This is a genomic window from Mycobacterium shunyiense (assembly GCF_058270035.1).
The window spans coordinates 489027-510687 of sequence record NZ_JBZDPT010000047.1; the positions used below are offsets into that span (position 1 = coordinate 489027).

Genomic DNA, 21661 nt, shown 5'->3' on the forward strand with positions numbered 1-21661 from the left:
TGGAAGTCCTCGCAACCGACACTAGTCGAATCTGATCTTGCCCCACAGGTGTTCGACGCAGGCCGATCCGTTGTGTTGTGACGGCTCAGCCCAGCTTGGTGGTCTCCAGCGACACTCCGGCCGCTGGTAGCCGGGTCAGCAGCACATCCCCCATCGCTGCCACCGGTGTCAGCACACCCCGGCGTTCCGACAGTGCGTCCCGGTCGGTAGCCAGGGCCAGTCCGCATTCGCCGAGCAGCACCGCCGTCGACTTGTATCCGGGATCGCCTTGCTGGGCCATGCTCGTCATGTACCGGGCACCCGACGTCGTCGTCGTATACGTCTCGACGCGGTAGTGACCCTGCTCGCGCGCCCGCTCGCTCGGGCCGGTTCCCGGCTTCGGTGTGAGCCGCGCGACCAGTCCGCTGGGCAGCCGGTTGAAATAGCGGCCTCCCACACCGAGGGTGAAGGCATTGGCTCCGGTGACCGCGGCGGCGGCCACCGGCGCGGCGAGCGAACGCCCAAGGCTCATCTGCTCGGCGTACTCGAACCGGCGCCCGTAGGCATAGTCCAGCAATGCGTTGCTACGCCGCACGATTCGCGTGTTCGGTGCCGCCATGGCAAAAGCGCCCGTCCAATAGCCGGCGAGCTCGGGAGCAATCTCACCGCCGCGGCGCCACCGCACGTCGGGCTGAGCTCCGAGTTCGGGCTCCGCACCGCGGTCGGGGCTCAGCGTGTACGGATCGTTCATCAGCGCCCTGGCCTCCGGATCCGACGACAGTGTGTCGAGCAGTTCCAGCATCGAGGCCACAGTGCCGCCCGACACGCCGCCGGCGAAACTGCGCACCACCAGGTTCGTGTCGCCGAGATCGCCCGCACCGTCCGCCGATGCCCGCTGATACAGCGCGTACACCGTGAGATCCGATGGCACCGAATCGAATCCGCACGAATGGACGATCCGCGCACCGGTGTCGACGGCCTGCTTGTGGTGCAGGTCGATGCTGTCTCGGATGAATGTCGTCTCACCGGTCAGGTCGGCGTAGTCGGTGCCGGCCGCCGCGCACGCCGCGACCAACGGCATGCCGTAGCGCGCGTAGGGACCCACCGTCGTCACCACCACCTGGGTGCGCGCGGCCATCGCATCGAGCGAGGCCTGTGAGGTGGCGTCGGCAGTCACCAACGGCCACGATTGCGCGCCCGGCCCCAGACCGTCACGGACCGCGCGCAACCGTTCCTCGGAACGGCCGGCCAAGGCGATCCGGGCCGATCCCCCGGCCCGGGCCAGGTACTCGGCGGTCAGTTTTCCGGCGAACCCTGTGGCGCCGTACAGCACCAGATCAAACTCACGCTGCGTCACGCTCCCGACGCTACCCGAGCAGTTCGGGCAACTGCACCGGTTGACCGCGTAGGTGATCACCGAGGAATGCGGTCACCACCTGGTACCAGATCTTGGCGTGCTGGGGCGACAGCACCCAGTGGTTCTCACTCGGGTAGTACAGGAACCGGTGGGGGCTTTCGCCATTCTCGTCGGCGGGCAACCCTGAATGGGTGAGCAACTCGTACCACAGCCGCAACGCCTCGCCGATCGGCACGCGATAGTCCTTGTCGCCGTGGATGACCAGCATCGGGGTGGTGATGTCGCCGACGAACCGGTGCGGTGAATTGCGCTGGGCCATCTCGGGTGTCATCTCACGAGCCCACCAGTAGGCGCCGTCGGTCGTGGGCCCGAACTGGTCCAGCGCCCACAGGCTGGCATGCGTGACAATCGCGTCGAACCGATCGGTGTGGCCGGCGATCCAGTTGGCCATATAGCCGCCGAACGATCCCCCCATCGCCGCCGTGCGCGTGGCGTCGACGCGCGGGTGTGCGCAGGCGGCATCCGTCGCGGCCATCAGGTCCGTGTACGGGTCGGCACCCCAGGCGCCCCAGCCGCGTGCGATGAAGTCCTGTCCGTAGCCGGTGGACAGCCCCGGATCGGGCATCAGCACGGCGTATCCCAGGGCGGTGAGCAGCCACGGGTTCCACCGCCAGTGCCAGCTGTTCCAGCTGCCCAACGGTCCGCCGTGGATCCACAACACCAGCGGGGCCGGTTCGTCGCCTGCGGGCAGTGTGAGCCAGGAGCGGATCGGCGTGCCGTCGGCGGCGGTCGCGGTCACCTCGGTCAGAGTGCCGGGCAGTTCGGGTGCGTCGAGGCACGGGATTTCGGTGACGGTGCCGTCCGGATCGATGCGGACCGGATGTGCCGGTACGGCATAGGAGCTGCGCAACGCATAGATCACGCCGCCGAGCGCGGGACGAACATCGGAGTAGGTGAAATCGTCGTGGGTCAACCGGGTGACCGCACCGGAGATGGGGTCGACGGAGAAGATCGGGCCACGGCCGCCGTCGTCGGCCGTCACGATGAGCGACGACGAGTCCGGTGTCCAGGCCACCGAGGACGGCCAGCGGTCCCAGTCGCCGGTCAACTCCACCGGATCTTCACCGAACCGCATGCAACACAACGTGATCCGCGGTGGCGTGGTGGGAGTGGAATGGGTTTCCCTGGTGAAGCCCACCGCGCTGCCATCCGGCGCGATCGCGGGGCGTTCCAGGTCGGCACCGGGTTCCTCGGCGATGGTGGTGCGTTCTCCGGTGACCCGGTCGATGCGCACCAGGGCCACGCGCAGGGCGGTGCCAGGGCCCGGCGTCTGCCACGACGTCACCACGAATCCGCCGTCGGCACTCAGGTCGAATGTAGTCTCACGCAACGCCGCGCCCGGCTCGGAGGTCAGATCCCGTGGCCCCTCGGCATCGAGAAGGTGCGGTTGGTCCGGACCCAGATCATGGTCCCAGTGCCGGACGGGGTAGCCGGTGTGCAGGATCGCTGAGACCTTGGTGTCCTTGCGCGCCTCGCGCTTTGCCTTGTCGTCGTCGACTCCGGCCGACGACGGCAGCAGCGGCGCGGTCACCACGGTGGAGTCGGCGGCCCGGGCACTCAACGCGCCGACGACACCGCCGGGCACCGTCAGCACCTCGATTGCCTCACCGCCGGCCGCGGGCAGGCGCCACAGGGCTGCGGGCGGCTTGTCGTCATCCTCACCCGCGCGCACTGCGAGGAACAGTAGGTCTCCGTCGGCGGTGAACACCGGCGTGGACTCCCCCTTTGCCCCGTGGGTCAACCGACGCGCCGGTTGAGTTCCGCTCGGGTCCAATTCCCATATAGCGCTGAGGAATTCGGTTTTCTTCTCGTTGAGGGTACTGACCGTCGTGACCAGCCGCGAGCCGTCAGGCGACACCGCCAGACCTGATACCCGGGGAAGCGCGAAGTAGTCGTCGAGATCGTCGAACGCCGTCATGGCTCCCCACCGTAATGGTGCGGCCCGCACCGGAGTCCGGTACGGGCCGCAGGGCAAGGTTGTTTCCGGTGGGTCAGACCACTTCGGTGATCTTGCCGGTGACGTCGGCTCGAACCTGCTTGCTGCTGCGCTCGCCCTGGACGTTGATGAACATGACCACGTTCTCGTCGAACGGGATGTTGCGCTTGATGCTCACCGTCTGGACCTTGCCGTCGGCAATCTCGCTCGCCGCCACGGCGCCGTCGATCGCCGCGGCGATCGCACTGCTCGGCACGTCGGAGGTGACGAACAGATTCTGCTGCAACGCCTCGGTGTCGTCGTCGTAGTCGATGGGACGCGACGGCGCGACCGCGCCGGACGTGTAACTCCACTCATTGAGCTCGGTCGGGGCCTTGGGATCGACTGCCTCGACCTTGATGACGCCCGGCGTGATCACGACATCGACCACCTGCATCGGGTTCGCGCCGACCTTTTCGCCGATCGCCGCCAAGGCGTTGTCGATACCCTCGGCGGTGAACAGATTGCCCGAGACCGCTTCGGTGATCTTCTCGGTGCCCGAGGAGACAACCTTCTCGGCTGCGCCGGCGGCCGCATCCCGGAGCTCGGTCGCCTTCGAGCAACCGCTCAATGCAGATGCAGCAATCAGGGTGGCGCCAAGCGCGATACCGAAGCGGGTGAGTTTCATCGGGTCCTCTCACTGTGTTCTGGCCCGGCACTTCGGGCGCGGAAACCTGTACAAATACTGTGCAGACGCTGGAAGGCTACCGATCCCGACTCCGGTCACGGCGAGCCACCTCATCCCACCCGTTAGATTCGACCGATGGCACAGTCCGTCCTGGTCGTCGGCGCCGGTATCACCGGCCTGGCCACCGCCGTCGCATTGCAGCAGCAGGGATTCGACGTATCAGTGGCAGAGGCCCGCCGGGACGTCACCCCCGGCGCGGGAATCAGCCTGTGGCCCAACGCGCTGGCCGCACTCGATGAGATCGGTCTCGGCGATCAGGTGCGCGGCGCGGGGGGCCGAGTGACCACGGGAGCGCTGCGCCGGGCGGGCGGCGCCTGGTTGCGCCGCCCGCACGCGCAGCGGTTCACCCGGGCGCTGGGCGAACCGCTGGTGGTGATCAGGCGCGCCACCCTGACCGAAATTCTCACAGGCGCACTCGCGCCGGGCACGGTCCAGTACGGGTTCACCGCCGACAAAGTGGAGATCGGCGCCTCGAACGTGCGGGTCACCTTCACCGACGGCACGGTGCGCGAGGCGGCCGGCCTGGTCGGCGCCGACGGCGTCGACTCGGTGGTGGCCCGCCATCTGAACGGACCGCTGCCCCGCCGCTACACCGGCTACACCGCGTGGCGCGCCGTGGCCGCCTGCCCACTGGATCCCGATCTGTCGGGCGAGACTCTGGGTGCCGGCTCACAGGTCGGACACGTGCCGCTCGGCGACGACCACACATATTGGTTCGCCACCCAGCGCGCGCCGCGCGGCCAGACCACAGCCGATGGCGAGCTGGCCCACCTGAAGCGACACTTCGCGGCGTGGTCGGAGCCAATTCCGACCCTGCTGGCCGCGACCGATCCGAATGATGTGCTCCGGAACGACCTCTACGACCGTGCCCCCGCGCGCATCTGGTCCCGCGGCCGCGCGGTGATCGCCGGGGATGCGGCCCATCCAATGCGGCCACATCTGGGCCAGGGCGGCTGCCAGGGGCTGGAGGATGCGGCCACCCTCGCCGGCCTCGCGGCCGGCGAGGCCGATCTGGGCAGCGCGTTCTCCCGGTTCGCGACGATGCGGCGTAGGCGGGTGATGACGATCGTGCGGGAGGCCGAGCTGGTCGGGCGGTTGGTGAACTTGCGCCCGCCGCTGCTCAGCGCCGCGGCCACCCGGGCGTCGGTACTGGTGCCGGAATTCGTGTTGACCCGGCATCTGGCCTCGATCGCCGGGCGCACGGCGTTCACCCCGGTGCGTTGAGCTCAGTGCGGCACTCCGAACGCCCCGAGCGGGTCGAGAAAGGTGGTGCAGAACCGGCGTAGGTCGAAAATGCCCAGCACTGCGCCGGGACGCACGGTCTGGCAGCCGGTCGGCGCGGTGGGTGCGGTGGGCGTCGCCCAACCGACGGGCGCTCCGCCACGGGGCCCGCACTTGGGCCAGGCGCCGATCCCTTGGGTGGCCAGGACGTTCTCGGCGACCCGGATCTGCTCCTCCCGGGAGGCCGAGGCAGGTGAACCGGTGCCGCCGTGCGCGGCCCAGGTGGTGGGTTTGAACTGCAATCCGCCGTAGGCGCCGTTACCGGTGTCGATGGACCAGTTGCCGCCCGACTCACATTCGGCGATGGCGTCCCAGTTCACCGTGTCCGCATCGGCGGTCGCAGTGCCTGCGAACAGAGGCATCAGCATGGCGCCCGCCAACGCTGCCGTAATCCAGAAAGTCCTGGTCAACGCACTTCGTATGGTCATCTCACGGCCCTTCCCCGACCTTTGACACCAGGACCGCTGCAGATGCTGATCACGTTCGTGCAACTGTGCGGTCACCAATGGGTTCGTGTGACGAAGGTCACGCGTTACAGGGGTGGCTCAAGTTTTTTCAGAGGTTGTCGGTACTGGAGTAACCGGAGGGCTTTCTGATGAAACAGAAGCGGTGCCGGGCTACTGCCCGGCACCGCTCCTTATCAAGTTGTCGTAGCGCGTACTAGCCGCGCTTGCCGCACACCGGCCACGCACCGATGCCCTGGCTGCGCAGCACGTTCTCGGCCACCCGGATCTGCTCCGAGCGCGAAGCCTGGTGCGGCGAACCGGAACCACCGTTGGCGCGCCAGGTGCCCATGTTGAACTGCAGGCCGCCGTAGTAGCCGTTACCGGTGTTGATCGCCCAGTTGCCACCCGACTCGCAGGCGGCGACGGCGTCCCAGTTGACGCTGTCCGCATTGGCGGTACCGGCACCCAGTGCCATGGGAGCGACAGCGAGCGCTCCGGCGATGATGCCCAGCCCAAACGTCTTGCGGATGTTCTTCACTTCATTCCTCTCGCCAAGCGCGCACCATCAACACCCGCGCCAGGCGGGTGCGGCAGCCTGAATCCAGGCCGGAAGGGTTGGTTCGCGCCGTCTCGGTCAGGCACGAAAGGGAGGGCCACAGTGCCCGGCCCGGGATCAGACCCAGGCCCCCGCGTCGGGCGTAATCGCCACCGCGGCCCCACTCACACGCAGGTTCTTGGTGTTGAAATTATTTGCTCCGTGTCGGAGACGCTTTGGACCGTACAAAGGTCTCGAAGAGAAGTCATCTCGATGTAGACACGATCGCGGAATTATCACGGACAGATAACGAGACGCTGAACGAATCGTTTGTGCAGGTCAGCGAGGGATGGCCGCCGTTACCGTTTCGTGATTGAAGCAAACGAAAGGTGAGGCAGATCACGCATTTTTTGTGAACTGGCCCACTTGATTCGGGTGCGACACCGCGAGCAAACAACGCCTGAGACAACAAATGCGCTGGTAGATGCCATCGACGAGTGTCACTCAGTGCCGGACCAACCGATTCTGTTCGCTGCGCAGACACAACTCTCGCGGTCCGGTCGGTGATCCGATCACGTTGGTACACAAGGGATATCGCGCCGGAAAGTCAGCGCGGCCGGACTGAACCACAACGCGACCGGCGCCCACCCAGCAGGTAACTGACTGGTCAAAACTCTTGAACTACAGCCACTTTCGTCGGTATCAGCACAATCGTCAGTCCGTCCGGCCAACTACGCGGAACGACCCAGGGACGCCCAGCTCCGACAAACAGAGCGGTCAGGGGCGTTTTGGCACAAACTTAGACAGACTGAACACAGTCCGGAGCGAATAACTGGATAAGTTCCCGCGCCAAGTAGAAAGATGAGTTCCATTGAACACCAGTAACTTTGACGCAGGCTCGACGTTCGCCCGATGATGACGTTTCCTGAATTGATCCGGCTTCCGAGCGCTCGAATACGGTGAAATTACCGGACAATTATCTCGAATCGGTAAATTACGTCGAGTTACGGCGCGAATTCACAATTTGCTGAGCCGTAACCGACCCATTAGTTTCAGGCTCCGGCCAGATCGGCCGCGGTGTTGACGTTGGTGAGTGCTCGCTGCGGGGGCATCACGATCCGCTGCGTGTCGACGGACTCAGCCAGCGCCCGCATGCTGCGCCGGCCGTCGTGCACCAGGGCGGCGATCTGCGAGGTGAGCGCGCTGCGGTAAACCCCCGCCAGGTAGTGAGCCCTGCCATCCCAGGGCAGCACGATGTCGGCGGGCACCCGCTCGGCGGACGCCGCCAGGACATCGATCAGGTCGGACGTCAAATACGGCATGTCCACCGCGCAGACGAACGCGCGGTCCAAACCGGCCTCGGCGACGGCCCGCAACCCGCGACCCGTCGCCACCAGCGGCCCGACGCCGCGCACCTCGTCACGCAACACCTCGGCGCTCAATTCGGGCAGCGGCTGACCGGGCGCGGCGATGACAAACACCGGTGAGCACCGTTTACTCACGGCGGCGACCACGTGCTCGACCATCGTCGAGCCGTCGAACGGCAGCGTCGCCTTGTCGCGCCCCATACGGCGCGAAGCCCCGCCCGCCAGAACTACCGCGGCGAGCGGGGCTGTGCTCAGTTCGTTTCGGTCGACGAGGTCAGTGCGATCAGCGCGTTCAGTCCACGGTCCAGGTGTCTTTGCCACGCAGCAAGGATTGCAGAGCTGCGGTGTCATGGGGCTTGGATTCGATGGCCGTGTTGACCTGCTGACGCGCGGCGTCGTCGTAGGTGGGTCGGCTGACCTTCCGGAAGATGCCCATCACCATGTGATCGAGGTTCTGCTCACTCAAGCGCGACAGCGCGAAAGCGTAAGCGGGATCGTCGATCTCGGCGTTGTGGACCACGATGTCCTCGGCTGCGACCTCGGCCGTCTTGGCGACCTCCAGGCCGTACCCGGACTTGACCACGCAGTACTCGCCATCGGTACCGAACTTGATCGGCTCACCGTGGCTGACGTTGATCAGCCGCTCCTCGGCGCCTTCCTTGCGCAGCGCGTCGAACGATCCATCGTTGAAAATCGGGCAGTCCTGCATGATCTCCACCAGCGCGGCACCGCGGTGCTCGGCCGCGCCACGCAGCACCTCGGACAGGCCCTTGCGGTCGGAGTCCAGGGCGCGGCCGACGAACGTGGCCTCGGCGCCCAGCGCCAGCGACACCGGGTTGAACGGGTAGTCCAGGGAGCCCATCGGAGTGGACTTGGTGACCTTGCCGACCTCGGAGGTCGGCGAGTACTGGCCCTTGGTCAGGCCGTAGATCCGGTTGTTGAACAGCAGGATCGTGATGTTGATGTTGCGACGCAACGCGTGGATCAGATGGTTACCACCGATCGACAGCGAGTCACCGTCGCCGGTGACGACCCACACCGACAGGTCCGGGCGAGCCAGCGCCAGGCCGGTCGCGATGGTCGGGGCGCGCCCGTGGATCGAGTGGAAGCCGTAGGTCTCCAGGTAATACGGGAATCGGCTGGAGCAGCCGATGCCACTGATGAACGCGATGTTCTCGCGCTTGAGGCCCAACTCCGGCAGGAAGTTGCGGATGGTGTTGAGGATGACGTAGTCACCGCACCCGGGGCACCAGCGGACCTCCTGGTCACTGGTGAAGTCCTTGCCCTTCTGCGGCTGGTCGGTGGTGGGCACCAGGGCGTTCTTGGTCAGAGCATCTGTCAGCCCCAGGTCTGCGCCGATCAGGTCAGTCATGCGTTCGCTCCCACAGCATTCGACTCAGTTGGTTCCTCGATGGTGGCTGCCGCCAGCCTCGCGAACTTGGCCTTGTCCGCTTCCTTCTCACCGAGCGTGCCGTCCAGCGCCGCATCGATGATGCCCTCGACCTCGTCGGCGAGGAAGGCCATGCCCTCCACCTTGGTCACCGACTGGACGTCGACCAGGTACTTGCCGCGCAGCAGTAGCGCCAGCTGACCGAGGTTCATCTCCGGCACCACCACCTTCGGGTAGCGGCGCAGCACCTCCCCGAGGTTGGCCGGGAAGGGATTGAGGTGGCGCAGATGGGCCTGGGCCACCTTGATGCCCTTGCGCCGGGCACGCCGGCACGCCTCGCCGACGGGGCCGTAGCTGCTCCCCCAGCCCAGCATCAGCAGTTCTGCGTCGCCGGTGGGGTCGTCGACCTCCAGATCGGGCACCGTGATGCCGGCGATCTTCTCTTGGCGCAACCGCACCATGAGGTCGTGGTTCTTGGGCTCGTAGGAGATGTTGCCCGAACCGTTGGCGGCCTCAAGGCCACCGATCCGGTGCTCCAGACCCGGGGTACCGGGCACCGCGAACTGGCGGGCCAGGGTCTCGGGGTCGCGGGCGTAGGGCGCGAACGGCTCGCCGGACTTGGCGAAGTTGTGCTCGATCGCCGGGTAGGTGCTGATGTCCGGGATCTGCCAGGGCTCAGAGCCGTTGGCGATCGCACCGTCGGACAGGATGATGACCGGGGTGTGGTAGTCGATCGCGATCCGCGAGGCCTCCACGGCGATGTCGAAGCAGTCCGACGGCGACTTCGGCGCCAGGACCGCGACCGGCGACTCGCCGTTGCGGCCGAACAGCGCCTGCAGCAGGTCAGCCTGCTCGGTCTTGGTCGGCAGTCCCGTCGACGGGCCACCGCGCTGCACGTCCACGATGAGCAACGGCAGTTCGGTCATCACGGCCAGGCCGATCGCCTCGGACTTGAGCGAGACGCCCGGGCCCGAGGTGCTGGTGACACCCAATGCGCCGCCGTAGGAGGCGCCGATGGCGGCGCCGATACCGGCGATCTCGTCCTCCGCTTGGAAGGTCAAGACGTTGAAGTTCTTGTGCTTGGACAGCTCATGGAGGATGTCCGACGCCGGGGTGATCGGGTAGGTGCCCAACACCACCTGGATCTGGGCCAGGTGTCCGGCGGCCACGATGCCGTAGGCCAGCGCGGTGTTGCCCGAGATCTGGCGGTATTCACCGGACTTGAGCTTCGCCGGCGACACCTCGTAGGTGGTGGCGAACGCTTCGGTGGTCTCGCCGTAGTTCCAGCCGGCCTTCAGCGCCAGGACGTTGGCCTCGGCCACGTCGGGCTTGCGGGAGAACTTCTCGCGGATGAACCCCTCGCTGTGCTCGAGCTCGCGGCCGTACATCCACGACAGCAGACCGAGGGCGAACATGTTCTTGGCGCGCTGGCCGTCCTTCTTGGTGGCGCCGATCGCCTCGACCGCACCCAGGGTCAGCGTCGTCATCGCGACGGACGTCACCACGTAGTCCGACAACGTGTCATCCTCTAGCGGATTGCTGTCGTACCCGACCTTGGCGAGGTTGCGCTTGGTGAATTCATCGGAGTTGGCGATGATCAGGCCGCCGCGGGGCAGATCCGAGACGTTGGCCTTGAGCGCGGCGGGGTTCATCGCCACGAGCACGTCCGGGCGGTCACCGGCGGTGAGGATGTCGTAGTCGGCGATCTGGATCTGGAACGACGACACACCGGGCAGGGTGCCCTGTGGCGCGCGGATCTCGGCCGGGTAATTCGGCTGGGTCGCCAAGTCGTTGCCGAACAGTGCAGCTTCAGAAGTGAAGCGGTCACCGGTCAGCTGCATACCGTCGCCGGAATCGCCGGCGAAGCGGATGACGACCTTCTCGAGCTTCTGCCGCGGCGCGGCGCCATTGCCGTTGCCGTTCTCACCCACGGCTACCGCCTTTCACACTGCTTTGACCACGTCTTTCCGGGCCGCTGTCTCGTAACCTGCCGCCGGATCGAACGTCCACCGAATTTTGATGTCACTACCAGTACCGATTATTGCACTGCTCTTAGGCTGCGCTTCACCCCGTCGCGCCCCGACACGCGGGTGAGATCCCGGCGAAGACGCTGTTCACTGACGTGAACAAGCCCCATTTGAGACAAAACTGTGGTTTTCGTCACGTTTAGGAGAATGTCATTCTCTAAGGAAAAGGCTACTGGCCGGTAGCTCTCCGCTAGCACCGGCAAGCACGAACTTGACACCTGTCGAGTCTAACCCCATGCGGCCACCTACCCACGATCGGCGTGCACCCGCTTGTCCAACTCCCCGGCCACGAGTGCGCTCGCCGCCTCCGCGGCACGACCCGGGTCGTGCCCCACCGCGCGGTGCGCGACATAACAGGCGGTGAACATGTCCCCCGCCCCCGTGGTCTGGACGTCCAGCACCCGCCAGGCTGCCGGCACCCTTTGCACCGCACCGTCCATATAGATGTCACACCCCTCGGAGCCGTAGGTCACCAGGATCTCCGCGACACCGAGTCGTTGTGCGGCCGACACGTCGAACACCCCGTCGGCAACGATCACCGCCTCGTCCTCGGCGAGTTTGAGGATGTCGACGTTCACGAGCAGGTCTGCGGCAAAGTGACGATCCTCGACCAGCGGCCCCAATCGGTCGGCCCGCACCAGACCCTGCCCGTCATAGGCGATGCGATGGCCGCGTGCCGCCAGGGCAGCGAGCGTCTCGGCTGGGAAATCGGTGCGCAGCAAGGGAGCCAGGTGCACCCACGTCGTCGCCGGATCCGCCAGGTCGATGTCCGCGGCTGTCCACACCGGTCCGATCGACTGCACGCCCATGCGCCGGTGGTCGGTGTCGTCGTAGTCGAGGCTGAACGAACTCGTCTCCGCGGAAGGCAGGATCTGCACCAGCGACCCGAACCGCGCGCGAAGCCCGTCGAACAGGACGTGGTCACGTTCCGCGCCCATCGCGATGATCCGGCCGGGTCCGCCCGCGGCCTGCAGGGCCACTCCGGCGAACGAGGCACATCCTCCGGGGCTGGGCGGCGCCCCGTTGATGATGTCGATCGCGAGGTTGCCGAGCACGGTCACCCCGGGGGCTAGCTCTCGTGGCATGGATGAAGTCTCCCGGTCAGAGCAGTCGCCCCGCTCTTCGGGCCCGCCCGATCCCTGACCCGAGATCGAAATGTGACCCAGGTCTCACCCACTGAAATGGAATGCCCCGCGGCGGATACGCATTGGAGAACACATAGGCAACCGATGTGACGATGAAGGGTATTGCGAGATGCGCGTGGATTCGAGAACCAAACTTCTCCTCTGTACCGCCGGATTTGCAGCAGTAGCAGCCATGGCCGTAGTCGGCCTCGAAACGGCCCAGATCGACACCGCACCCGAAATGTCCGTGCCCGCAGCCGAACCGACCATGCACTTCGGCGAGACCGTCACCCAATCCGTGGCGCCATCCGCACCCGACACACCTGCCGCCACGCCGCCGGTCAAGGCTCAACCGGCCCCCACCGCCGAGCCCGGCTGAGCCGGTAGGGGCACCCGCGTAACCGCCGTCTACCCAGGCCCGGCGCTTGTCTGCCCCGTCTCGTCCCACCAGCGGTCGATGCGGGCACCGAGATCGAGAACGGCAGCGACCTCGACGAGCGCGGCAGCCACGATCGACGCGGGCGCACGGTCGAGCACCACGAGTCCGATCGCTGGGCGCGGACCGTGCTGCACCATCGGCCGCGCCGCAAAACCCGGCGGCACTCCCAACTGCGGCAACCATGCGGTGGAGGCGATGGTCGCGCGCGGCGAGTTCGTCAGGTGCGCATACAGCGCATCGACCGAATCCGCCTCCACCACAGGCCGATACCGCACCCCCTCGGCGGCCATGTTGGCATCGAGGATGCGGCGGTTGCGCATCGTGGTGGTCAGTACGCAGAGCTGCAGACCAGCCGCGTCCGCCCACGCGATCTCCGGCCGACTCATCAACGCATGATCGGCCGGCGCCACCAGGACATAGCGCTCCCGGTACATCTCCACCGACCGCGTACCGGGCGGGGCTTCGTCGTCGAGATAGGTCAGGCCGGCGTCGATCTCGAAATCGGCCAGCCGCCGGGCGATCTCGCGGGATGACAGGGCCTCGATGCGCACCGACGCCGCCGGGTTGCGGCGCAGAAACTCCGTGGTGATGAACGGACCCGTCGGCACCGCCGTCGGTATCGCACCGATCCGGGCCGTGACGGTCAACCGTCCGCGCATCCGGTCGATGTCGGCGAGCATGTCATCGCGTTCCGCGACGATCCGCTGGGCCCACGTCACGACCCGCTGCCCCTCTTCGGTGAACCCTTCGAACCGCTGCCCCCGCTGCACGATGACGATGCCCAGCTCGCGCTCGAGTCGCTGGATCGCCACCGACAGCGTCGGTTGACTCACGTGGCACCGGGCGGCCGCCCGGCCGAAGTGCCGCTCGGTCGCGAGCGCCAGCAGGTAGTCGAGCTGCTGTAGCAGCACATCGCTCGCCATGACTCCCCGCCTTCGTCGCAGTTCGATAGAAAGCATCTATCACTGCATGTGAAATATCGAATATGGACGGCCGCCAAGCGGCGGGTCCAGTGCTTTTCGGGGACTAGATTGGGTTCATGACCAGCGCCAGAGACATCGATGCCGACTATGACGAGCACAACGTCATCAGCACCGGCGCCAAAGACGAGGCCGCCGGCGTCAAGGCAGTCCTGGTCAGCATGCAACGCGGGTTCGAGCAGATGGGCCCGCTGCGCACGGCCGCCGCGTTGACCAAGCTCAATCAGCGCCACGGGTTCGACTGCCCGGGCTGCGCATGGCCCGAGGAACACGGTGGCCGCAAGCTGGCCGAGTTCTGCGAGAACGGCGCGAAGGCCGTTGCCGAGGAAGCCACCAAGCGCGTGGTGACGCCGGAGTTCTTCGCCCGGCACAGCATCGCCGAACTGGAGACCAAACCCGAGTACTGGCTGTCCCAGCAGGGCCGCCTGGCCCAGCCGATGGTCCTCGCACCCGGCGAGTCGCACTACCGGCCCATCGAGTGGGACGACGCCTACCGGTTGATCGCCGAACACCTCAATGCGCTGGCCTCTCCGGACGAGGCGCTGTTCTACACGTCCGGGCGCACCAGTAACGAAGCGGCGTTCCTCTATCAGCTGATGGTCCGCAGCTTCGGCACCAACAACCTGCCGGACTGCTCGAACATGTGTCACGAATCCTCGGGCACCGCACTGACCGAGTCGATCGGCATCGGCAAGGGCTCGGTCACGGTCGAGGACGTCACCGAGGCCGACCTGATCCTGATCGCCGGGCAGAATCCCGGCACCAACCACCCCCGCATGCTGTCGGTGTTGGAGAAGGCAAAAGCCAACGGCGCCAAGATCGTTGCGATCAATCCTCTGCCCGAGGCCGGTCTGATCCGGTTCAAGGACCCGCAGAAGGTGCACGGTGTGGTCGGGCACGGAATCCCGATCGCCGACGAGTTCGTCCAGATCCGCCTCGGTGGGGACATGGCCCTGTTCGCCGGACTGGGCAGGCTGCTGCTGGAAGCCGAGGAGGCCGCCCCGGGCACGGTGTTGGACCGGGACTTCATCGAGGCGCATTGCGCAGGCTTCGACGACTATGCCCGCCAGACCCGCGCGGTCGACCTCGCCACCGTGACCGAAGCCAGCGGTATCGACGAGACGCAACTGCGCCGCGTCGCCGACATGCTGATCGGCTCCCAGCGCACGGTGATCTGCTGGGCGATGGGCCTGACCCAGCACCGCCACGCCGTCGCCACCATCGGCGAGGCCACCAACCTGCTGTTCATGCGGGGCATGATCGGCAAACCAGGTGCCGGAGTGTGCCCGGTGCGAGGGCACTCCAACGTGCAGGGCGACCGCACCATGGGTATCTGGGAGAAGATGCCCGAGAAGTTTCTGGTCGCGCTCGACAACAGGTTCGGCATCGCCAGTCCCCGCAAGCACGGTTATGACACCGTCGATGCGATCCGCGCGATGCGCGACGGCCGCGCCAAGGTGTTCATCGGGATGGGTGGCAACTTCGTCTCGGCCACGCCCGACACCGAAGTCACCGAGGCCGGCCTCCGCAGTTGCGCTCTGACCGTTCAGATTTCGACAAAGCTGAACCGCAGTCACCTGGTCCACGGTCGCACCGCGCTCATCCTGCCCACGCTGGGCCGCACCGACAAGGACTTCCAGGCCGGCGGCAAACAGATGGTGTCCGTCGAGGATTCGATGTCGATGGTGCACCTGTCCCGCGGCAGCCTGACCCCGCCGGGCGAGCACTTGCGCAGCGAGGTCGCGATCGTCTGTCAGCTGGCTCGCGAACTGCTGGGTCCGGAGCATCCGGTGCCGTGGGAGCAGTTCAACGGCGACTACGACCGCATCCGTGACGCCATCGCCGATGTGGTGCCCGGCTGCGCAGACTACAACCGCAAGGTCCGTCAGCCCGACGGATTCCAGTTGCCCCACCCGCCCCGCGACTCCCGCGAATTCCGCACCACCACAGGTAAAGCCAACTTCTCGGTGCAGCCTCTGGAATGGGTGAGGGTACCGAAGGGCCGCCTGGTCCTGCAGACGCTGCGCAGTCACGACCAGTACAACACCACCATCTACGGCCTGGACGACCGTTACCGCGGAGTGAAGGGCGGCCGCCGGGTGGTGTTCGTCAACCCCGCCGACCTCCAGACCATGGGCTTGGCCGCCGGCGACCGGGTCGATCTCGTCTCGGAATTCGACGGGCAGGAGCGTCGCGCGAAGGACTTCCTGATCGTCGAGTACTCCACCCCGCAGGGCAACGCCGCCGCCTACTACCCGGAGACCAATCCACTGGTCCCCCTTGATCACACGGCCGAGAAATCGAACACGCCGGTGTCGAAGGCCGTCGTCATCCGGTTGGAGAAGGTCTAGTGGGACGGGTGACCGCCCGGCGCCGCGCCCACCACGTCACCGGCGCGACTGCCGAAGCCCGCCCGGAAACGCTTGTGGTCGAGGAACCGCTGGAGATCCGCGTCGACGGCACTCCCATCACCGTGACGATGCGGACGCCCGGGGCCGATGTCGAATTGGCCCAAGGGTTTCTGCTGACCGAGGGGTTGATCCGACAGCGCGAGGATCTGGTGTCGGTGCGCTACTGCCGGGGAGCCGATGAGGACGGGGTCAACACCTACAACGTGTTGGACGCGACCCTGGCCCCGGATGTGCCCAAGCCCGAGGTCGACGTGACCCGCAACTTCTACACCACCTCGTCATGCGGGGTGTGCGGCAAGGCCTCGCTGGAGGCCGTGCGGCTGAGCAGTAGGCACTGCCCCGGTGATGACCCGTCCACAGTCCCTGCTCCGGCGCTCTCGGCGATGCCGGCGAAACTGCGCGAGGCCCAGAAGGTGTTCGCCAGCACCGGCGGCCTGCACGCGGCGGCGCTGTTCACCGTCGACGGCACCATGCTCGTCGTCCGTGAGGACATCGGCAGACACAACGCCGTCGACAAGGTCGTCGGTTGGGCACTGGAGCACAACCGCGTTCCGTCAAGCGGCACAGTGCTTCTGGTGAGCGGCCGCGCCTCGTTCGAGCTCACCCAGAAGGCGGTGATGGCGGGCATCCCGATCCTGGCCGCCGTCTCGGCGCCGTCCTCGCTCGCTGTCGATCTGGCCAGCCAATCGGGTCTGACCCTGGTGGCTTTCCTGCGGGGCGATTCGATGAACGTCTACACCCGCCCCGATCGCGTCACCCGCTGACCTGCCGAATGCAAAAAGCCCCGCCGTAGCGGGGCTTTTGCTCGTGCAGGTCAGGCGGTCTTGTCGCGCCGCTCCGAACGCGAGGGCTTACGCGGCACGATGGTCGGCAGCACGTTGTCCTGCACGGTCTCCTTCGTGACGACCACCTTGGCGACGTCGTCGCGGCTCGGGATGTCGTACATCACCGGCAGCAGGACTTCCTCCATGATGGCGCGCAGGCCGCGGGCACCGGTGCCGCGGTGGATGGCCTGATCGGCGATGGCCTCCAACGCCTCGTCGGTGAACTCCAGCTCCACACCGTCCATCTCGAACAAGCGGACGTACTGCTTGACCAGCGCGTTCTTGGGCTCCGAGAGGATCTTGACCAGGGATTCCTTGTCCAGGTTGGTCACCGAGGCGACGACCGGCAGACGGCCGATGAACTCGGGGATCAGACCGAACTTGATCAGGTCCTCCGGCATGACCTCGGCGAAGTGGTCCTGGGTGTCGATCTCGGCCTTGGACCGCACCTCGGCACCGAAGCCCAGGCCGCGCTTGCCGACGCGGTCGGACACGATCTTCTCCAGGCCGGCGAACGCCCCCGCAACGATGAACAGCACGTTGGTGGTGTCGATCTGGATGAATTCCTGGTGCGGATGCTTGCGCCCACCCTGCGGCGGAACCGAGGCCTGGGTGCCCTCCAGGATCTTCAGCAGGGCCTGCTGCACGCCTTCCCCGGAGACATCGCGGGTGATCGACGGGTTCTCGCTCTTACGGGCGATCTTGTCGACCTCGTCGATGTAGATGATGCCGGTCTCGGCGCGCTTGACGTCGTAGTCGGCGGCCTGAATCAGCTTGAGCAGAATGTTCTCGACGTCCTCGCCCACATATCCGGCTTCGGTCAGCGCGGTGGCGTCGGCGATGGCGAACGGCACGTTGAGCATCTTGGCCAGGGTCTGGGCAAGGTAGGTCTTACCGCAGCCGGTGGGGCCCAGCATCAGGATGTTGGACTTGGTCAGCTCGACGGGCTCGGAGCGGGAATCGCGGGACTTCTCCTGCGCCTGGATCCGCTTGTAGTGGTTGTAGACGGCCACGGCCAGCGTGCGCTTCGCCGTGTCCTGACCGATGACGTAGCCCTCGAGGAAATCCCGGATCTCAGCCGGTTTGGGCAGCTCGTCGAGCTTGACGTCGTCAGCGTCGGCGAGTTCCTCCTCGATGATCTCGTTGCACAGGTCTATGCACTCGTCGCAGATGTACACGCCAGGACCAGCAATGAGCTTTTTGACTTGCTTTTGGCTCTTGCCGCAGAACGAGCACTTCAGCAGGTCACCGCCGTCTCCGATGCGCGCCATATGGGGAGGTCCTACTTCCTGTTCGCAGGTCGGTCGTTACGCCACTTGCTCGGTTACCTCGGGCGTTAACCCGACGCTACCCGTTCGTTCTGTCACGGTGCGACCGATAAGGCCGAATCGCTCCAGTGGTATTTGTTCGTGTGCAGGAGAACATATCTCTCCCGGCGGCTCGTCACCCGTCGGCGCGCTGACCGTGTCCCTGGCGTGTCGTCGGGGAACGCTGACGAATAGCCGCGCGCCGCGGCCCTGGCCCGGCATTTATCGTGGTCGACGATACCGCGCGCCTCTCGGGCACCGGGGTAACCACAGGTCAGCACAGTTCCCACCGCCGCCCTGACGACGCACGCCCCGCACCGGAGTGACCGGGCAGGGCGTGTGTCATCGGGCTGGAAGTTGCCACCGAAAGTGCGGGTGGCGCTTAGGCCTGCGCGGACAGCTTGCGGTACTCCAGGACCGTGTCGATGATCCCGTATTCCTTGGCATCGGCCGCGGTGAGGATCTTGTCTCGGTCGGTGTCCTTGCGGATGACCTCGGGGTCCTTGCCGGTGTGGCGGGCCAGCGTGGTCTCCATGAGGGTGCGCATCCGCTCGATCTCGGCGGCCTGGATCTCCAGGTCCGAGAACTGACCCTGGATCACTCCGGACAGCGAAGGCTGGTGGATCAGCACCCGGGCGTTGGGCAGGGCCAGACGCTTACCCGGGGTACCGGCGGCCAGCAGCACCGCGGCGGCCGAGGCGGCCTGACCGAGGCACACCGTCTGGATGTCGGCGCGCACGTACTGCATGGTGTCGTAGATCGCCATCAGCGACGTGAACGAGCCACCGGGCGAGTTGATGTACATGGTGATGTCACGGTCGGGATCCAGCGACTCCAGCACTAGCAGCTGGGCCATGATGTCGTTGGCCGACGCGTCGTCCACCTGCACGCCGAGGAAGATGATGCGCTCCTCGAACAGCTTGTTGTACGGGTTCGATTCCTTGACGCCGAAGCTGCTGTGCTCGATGAACGACGGCAGGATGTAGCGAGCCTGGGGCTGCACGCGGGGGTCCAATGACGGATGAATGCGATCGGTCACTTGTCCAGTCCTGCCGTCGGGCCCGAACCATTGAGGTTGGCGCTGGTGATGATGTGGTCGACGAAGCCGTACTCCAGAGCCTCTTGCGCGGTGAACCAGCGGTCGCGGTCGGAGTCGGCCTCGATCTGCTCGACCGACTTGCCGGTGAACTCCGCGTTGAGCCGGAACATTTCCTTCTTGATGACGTGGAACTGCTCGGCCTGGATGGCGATGTCCGCGGCACTACCGGTGACGCCACCGAGCGGCTGGTGCATCAGGACCCGGGCGTGCGGCAAAGCATGACGCTTGCCCTTGGTGCCCGCGGCGAGCAGGAATTCACCCATCGAGGCGGCCATGCCCATCGCGTAGGTGGCGACATCGCAGGGCGCCAGCACCATCGTGTCGTAGATGGCCATACCGGCGCTGATCGAGCCGCCCGGCGAGTTGATGTAGAGGTGGATGTCCTTGGTCGGATCCTCCGCCGACAGCAACAGGATCTGCGCGCACAGCTTGTTGGCGATGTCGTCATCCACTTGGGAGCCCAGGAAGATGATGCGCTCGGCAAGCAAGCGCTCATAGACGGAGTCGACGAGGCTGAACCCGCTCCCGTTCGAACGCATGTCAGTCACGACTGGATACCTGCTTTCTCTCACGCGTTGGTACTGACGACACTAACGAAACTGGGGCGTGACGCACTCCCGTACGGGGGCGCGTTCGCTCACAGCGTCATTCAGCGGCGTCAGCATCCTTGTCGGCGGCCTCGTCGTCCTGCTCGCCCTCGGCCTCGGCAGCCTCGGCCGGGCCGAAGAACTCGGTGGTGTCGATCACGGTGCCGTCGGTGTCGGTCACGGTGGCGGCGTGCACCACAGCGGCGATGGTCAGGCCGCGACGCACGTCGGCGAACATGGCCGGCAGCTGGTTGTTCTGCTGCAGGATCTGGATCAGCTGCTGGGGCTCGATGCCGTACTGACGCGACATCAGCACCAGACGCTCGGTGAGGTCGTTCTGGCCGACCTGGATGTCGAGTTTGTCGGCGACGGCGTCCATCAAAAGCTGTGTCTTGACGGCCTTTTCGGCGTTCGTCTTGTTCTCGGCGTCGAATTCCTCACGGCTGCTGCCCTGTTCGGTCAGCTGCTCGGCGAACTTGTCCTCGTCGTGGTCGAGACCGTGGATCGCGTTGTGCAGCGCGTCGTCGATCTGGGCCTGAACGATCTTCTCCGGCAACGGAACCTCGGTCTGCTCCAGCAGTGCCTCGATCGCCTTGTCGCGGATCTGCTCGGCCTGCTGCACGCTCTTGACCCGCTTGACCTGGTCGGTGAGGCTCTCCTTGAGCTCGCCGATGGTGTCGAATTCGCTTGCCAGCTGGGCGAAGTCGTCGTCGGCCTCGGGCAGCTCACGCTCCTTGACCGACTTCACGGTCACCGTCACGTCGGCGTCCTGGCCGGCGTACTCACCGGCGGCCAGCTTGGTGGTGAAGACCTTGGACTCGCCGACCTTCAGACCGGTGATCGCATCGTCGAGGCCCTCGATCAGCTGACCGGAACCGACCTCGTGCGACAGGCCCTCGGTGGCGGCCTCGGGCACCTCGGTGCCGTCGACGGTCGCCGACAGGTCGATCGAGACGAAGTCGCCTTCCTGCGCACCGCGCTCGACGCCGGTCAGCGTGCCGAAACGGGCCCGCAGCGACTGCAGCTCGGCGTCGACCTCGTCGTCCTCGACCTTGATCGGGTCGACGGTGATCTTGAGTGCGTCGAACTCGGGCAGGGTGATCTCGGGACGCACGTCGACCTCGGCGGTGAACGCCAGTTCCTGGCCGTCCTCCAGCTTGGTCACCTCGATCTCGGGCTGACCCAGCGGCTTGACGTCGGAGGCCGTGACGGCCTCGCTGTAGCGACTCGGCAGCGCGTCGTTGACGACCTGCTCCAGCACCGCGCCGCGGCCGACACGGGCCTCCAGCAACTTGCGCGGAGCCTTGCCCGGACGGAATCCGGGCAGGCGGACCTGCTGGGCCAGCGCCTTGAACGCGCGATCGAAATCGGGCTCAAGCTCGGTGAAGGGCACCTCCACATTGATGCGCACCCGGGTGGGGCTCAACTGCTCGACCGTGCTCTTCACTGTTCCTGCTCCTAAATAGTTCTTTCGTACTGGCGGGTGAGTCGGGGTGACAGGATTTGAACCTGCGGCCTTCCGCTCCCAAAGCGGATGCGCTACCAAGCTGCGCTACACCCCGTGGTGGTGGTCCACCCGCCGCGGCAAAACCCACGAACGGACCACGCGAGATACTACGTGCTCACGGCACAGAGCATTCAATTGGCTTTGATCGGGGGCACCCCGGTACAGTGCTGATGCTGCACATGCGGGCGTAGCTCAATGGTAGAGCCCTAGTCTTCCAAACTAGCTACGCGGGTTCGATTCCCGTCGCCCGCTCCATTGAACCGCCCCGATGGGGCGGT

The 21661-nt window shown here is 66.1% G+C and carries 16 protein-coding genes, 2 tRNA genes and 2 pseudogenes; 5 read left to right on the forward strand and 15 right to left on the reverse strand.

Features of this window, described 5'->3' with window-relative positions:
• Nucleotides 1–85: 85 nt before the first annotated feature.
• From AC4ELS_RS29505 to AC4ELS_RS29515, 3 genes are all read right to left on the reverse strand, one after another.
• Entirely contained in the window at nucleotides 86–1336 is a 1251-nt protein-coding gene (locus AC4ELS_RS29505; RefSeq protein WP_064960362.1) for a saccharopine dehydrogenase family protein, read from the reverse strand.
• Between the two features lie 10 nt (nucleotides 1337–1346).
• Nucleotides 1347–3314: a S9 family peptidase gene (locus tag AC4ELS_RS29510; RefSeq protein ID WP_499050533.1), complete on the reverse strand. Its 1968-nt coding sequence runs from the start codon at nucleotides 3312–3314 to the stop codon at nucleotides 1347–1349.
• A 73-nt stretch (nucleotides 3315–3387) separates the two neighbouring features.
• Nucleotides 3388–3999 (reverse strand): hypothetical protein, encoded by a 612-nt coding sequence (locus AC4ELS_RS29515; protein WP_448448842.1) that lies wholly within the window; start codon nucleotides 3997–3999, stop codon nucleotides 3388–3390.
• Nucleotides 4000–4134: 135 nt separating this feature from the next.
• Here AC4ELS_RS29515 and AC4ELS_RS29520 point away from each other — a divergent pair, with 135 nt between their 5' ends.
• On the forward strand, nucleotides 4135–5283 hold the full coding sequence (locus AC4ELS_RS29520) for an FAD-dependent oxidoreductase (RefSeq protein ID WP_448448840.1): 1149 nt from the start codon (nucleotides 4135–4137) through the stop codon (nucleotides 5281–5283).
• Between the two features lie 155 nt (nucleotides 5284–5438).
• On the opposite strand, the pseudogene AC4ELS_RS29525 reads toward AC4ELS_RS29520, so the two are convergent.
• The 6 genes and pseudogenes from AC4ELS_RS29525 to AC4ELS_RS29550 all read right to left on the reverse strand — a co-directional run.
• Nucleotides 5439–5669 (reverse strand): annotated as a pseudogene (locus tag AC4ELS_RS29525) (transglycosylase family protein); the annotation flags it as partial.
• A gap of 331 nt (nucleotides 5670–6000) precedes the next feature.
• Nucleotides 6001–6234 (reverse strand): annotated as a pseudogene (locus AC4ELS_RS29530) (transglycosylase family protein); the annotation flags it as partial.
• A gap of 1139 nt (nucleotides 6235–7373) precedes the next feature.
• Entirely contained in the window at nucleotides 7374–7943 is a 570-nt protein-coding gene (gene mobA, locus AC4ELS_RS29535) for a molybdenum cofactor guanylyltransferase (protein ID WP_082941904.1), read from the reverse strand.
• A 37-nt stretch (nucleotides 7944–7980) separates the two neighbouring features.
• A complete protein-coding gene (locus tag AC4ELS_RS29540; protein ID WP_055115600.1) occupies nucleotides 7981–9060 on the reverse strand; it encodes a 2-oxoacid:ferredoxin oxidoreductase subunit beta in 1080 nt (359 codons plus the stop codon).
• Complete coding sequence (locus tag AC4ELS_RS29545; protein ID WP_064957411.1) at nucleotides 9057–11009, reverse strand: 2-oxoacid:acceptor oxidoreductase subunit alpha; 1953 nt, start codon at nucleotides 11007–11009, stop codon at nucleotides 9057–9059. Before AC4ELS_RS29545 ends, AC4ELS_RS29540 begins: the two co-directional genes overlap by 4 nt.
• Before the next feature lie 341 nt (nucleotides 11010–11350).
• Nucleotides 11351–12166, reverse strand: a complete 816-nt coding sequence (locus tag AC4ELS_RS29550; protein WP_448449055.1) for a PfkB family carbohydrate kinase — start codon at nucleotides 12164–12166, stop codon at nucleotides 11351–11353.
• Between the two features lie 256 nt (nucleotides 12167–12422).
• Here AC4ELS_RS29550 and AC4ELS_RS29555 point away from each other — a divergent pair, with 256 nt between their 5' ends.
• Nucleotides 12423–12608: a hypothetical protein gene (locus tag AC4ELS_RS29555; RefSeq protein ID WP_082941903.1), complete on the forward strand. Its 186-nt coding sequence runs from the start codon at nucleotides 12423–12425 to the stop codon at nucleotides 12606–12608.
• Between the two features lie 29 nt (nucleotides 12609–12637).
• Here AC4ELS_RS29555 and AC4ELS_RS29560 read toward each other — a convergent pair whose 3' ends face one another.
• Nucleotides 12638–13591, reverse strand: a complete 954-nt coding sequence (locus AC4ELS_RS29560; RefSeq protein WP_064957413.1) for a LysR family transcriptional regulator — start codon at nucleotides 13589–13591, stop codon at nucleotides 12638–12640.
• A 116-nt stretch (nucleotides 13592–13707) separates the two neighbouring features.
• Here AC4ELS_RS29560 and AC4ELS_RS29565 point away from each other — a divergent pair, with 116 nt between their 5' ends.
• Nucleotides 13708–15999, forward strand: coding sequence for an FdhF/YdeP family oxidoreductase (locus AC4ELS_RS29565; protein WP_499050536.1), 2292 nt, complete (start codon nucleotides 13708–13710; stop codon nucleotides 15997–15999).
• On the forward strand, nucleotides 15999–16823 hold the full coding sequence (fdhD, locus tag AC4ELS_RS29570; protein WP_498886929.1) for a formate dehydrogenase accessory sulfurtransferase FdhD: 825 nt from the start codon (nucleotides 15999–16001) through the stop codon (nucleotides 16821–16823). Before AC4ELS_RS29565 ends, fdhD begins: the two co-directional genes overlap by 1 nt.
• Before the next feature lie 50 nt (nucleotides 16824–16873).
• Here the strand turns inward: fdhD and clpX are convergent, their stop codons facing one another.
• The 5 genes from clpX to AC4ELS_RS29595 all read right to left on the reverse strand — a co-directional run bounded on the left by clpX (nucleotide 16874) and on the right by AC4ELS_RS29595 (nucleotide 21438).
• Nucleotides 16874–18154 (reverse strand): ATP-dependent Clp protease ATP-binding subunit ClpX, encoded by a 1281-nt coding sequence (gene clpX, locus AC4ELS_RS29575; protein WP_055115613.1) that lies wholly within the window; start codon nucleotides 18152–18154, stop codon nucleotides 16874–16876.
• 418 nt (nucleotides 18155–18572) lie between these two features.
• Complete coding sequence (gene clpP2 / locus AC4ELS_RS29580; RefSeq protein ID WP_174554207.1) at nucleotides 18573–19205, reverse strand: ATP-dependent CLP protease proteolytic subunit ClpP2; 633 nt, start codon at nucleotides 19203–19205, stop codon at nucleotides 18573–18575.
• Nucleotides 19206–19225: 20 nt separating this feature from the next.
• Nucleotides 19226–19828 carry an ATP-dependent Clp protease proteolytic subunit gene (locus tag AC4ELS_RS29585; RefSeq protein ID WP_019345228.1) on the reverse strand — a complete coding sequence of 201 codons (603 nt, stop codon included), beginning with the start codon at nucleotides 19826–19828 and terminating at the stop codon, nucleotides 19226–19228.
• Nucleotides 19829–19934: 106 nt separating this feature from the next.
• Nucleotides 19935–21323, reverse strand: coding sequence for a trigger factor (tig, locus tag AC4ELS_RS29590; protein ID WP_498886927.1), 1389 nt, complete (start codon nucleotides 21321–21323; stop codon nucleotides 19935–19937).
• 41 nt (nucleotides 21324–21364) lie between these two features.
• A tRNA-Pro gene (locus tag AC4ELS_RS29595) sits at nucleotides 21365–21438 on the reverse strand.
• Nucleotides 21439–21564: 126 nt separating this feature from the next.
• On the opposite strand from AC4ELS_RS29595, the gene AC4ELS_RS29600 reads away from it, so the two are divergent.
• A tRNA-Gly gene (locus AC4ELS_RS29600) sits at nucleotides 21565–21638 on the forward strand.
• Nucleotides 21639–21661 lie beyond the last annotated feature (23 nt).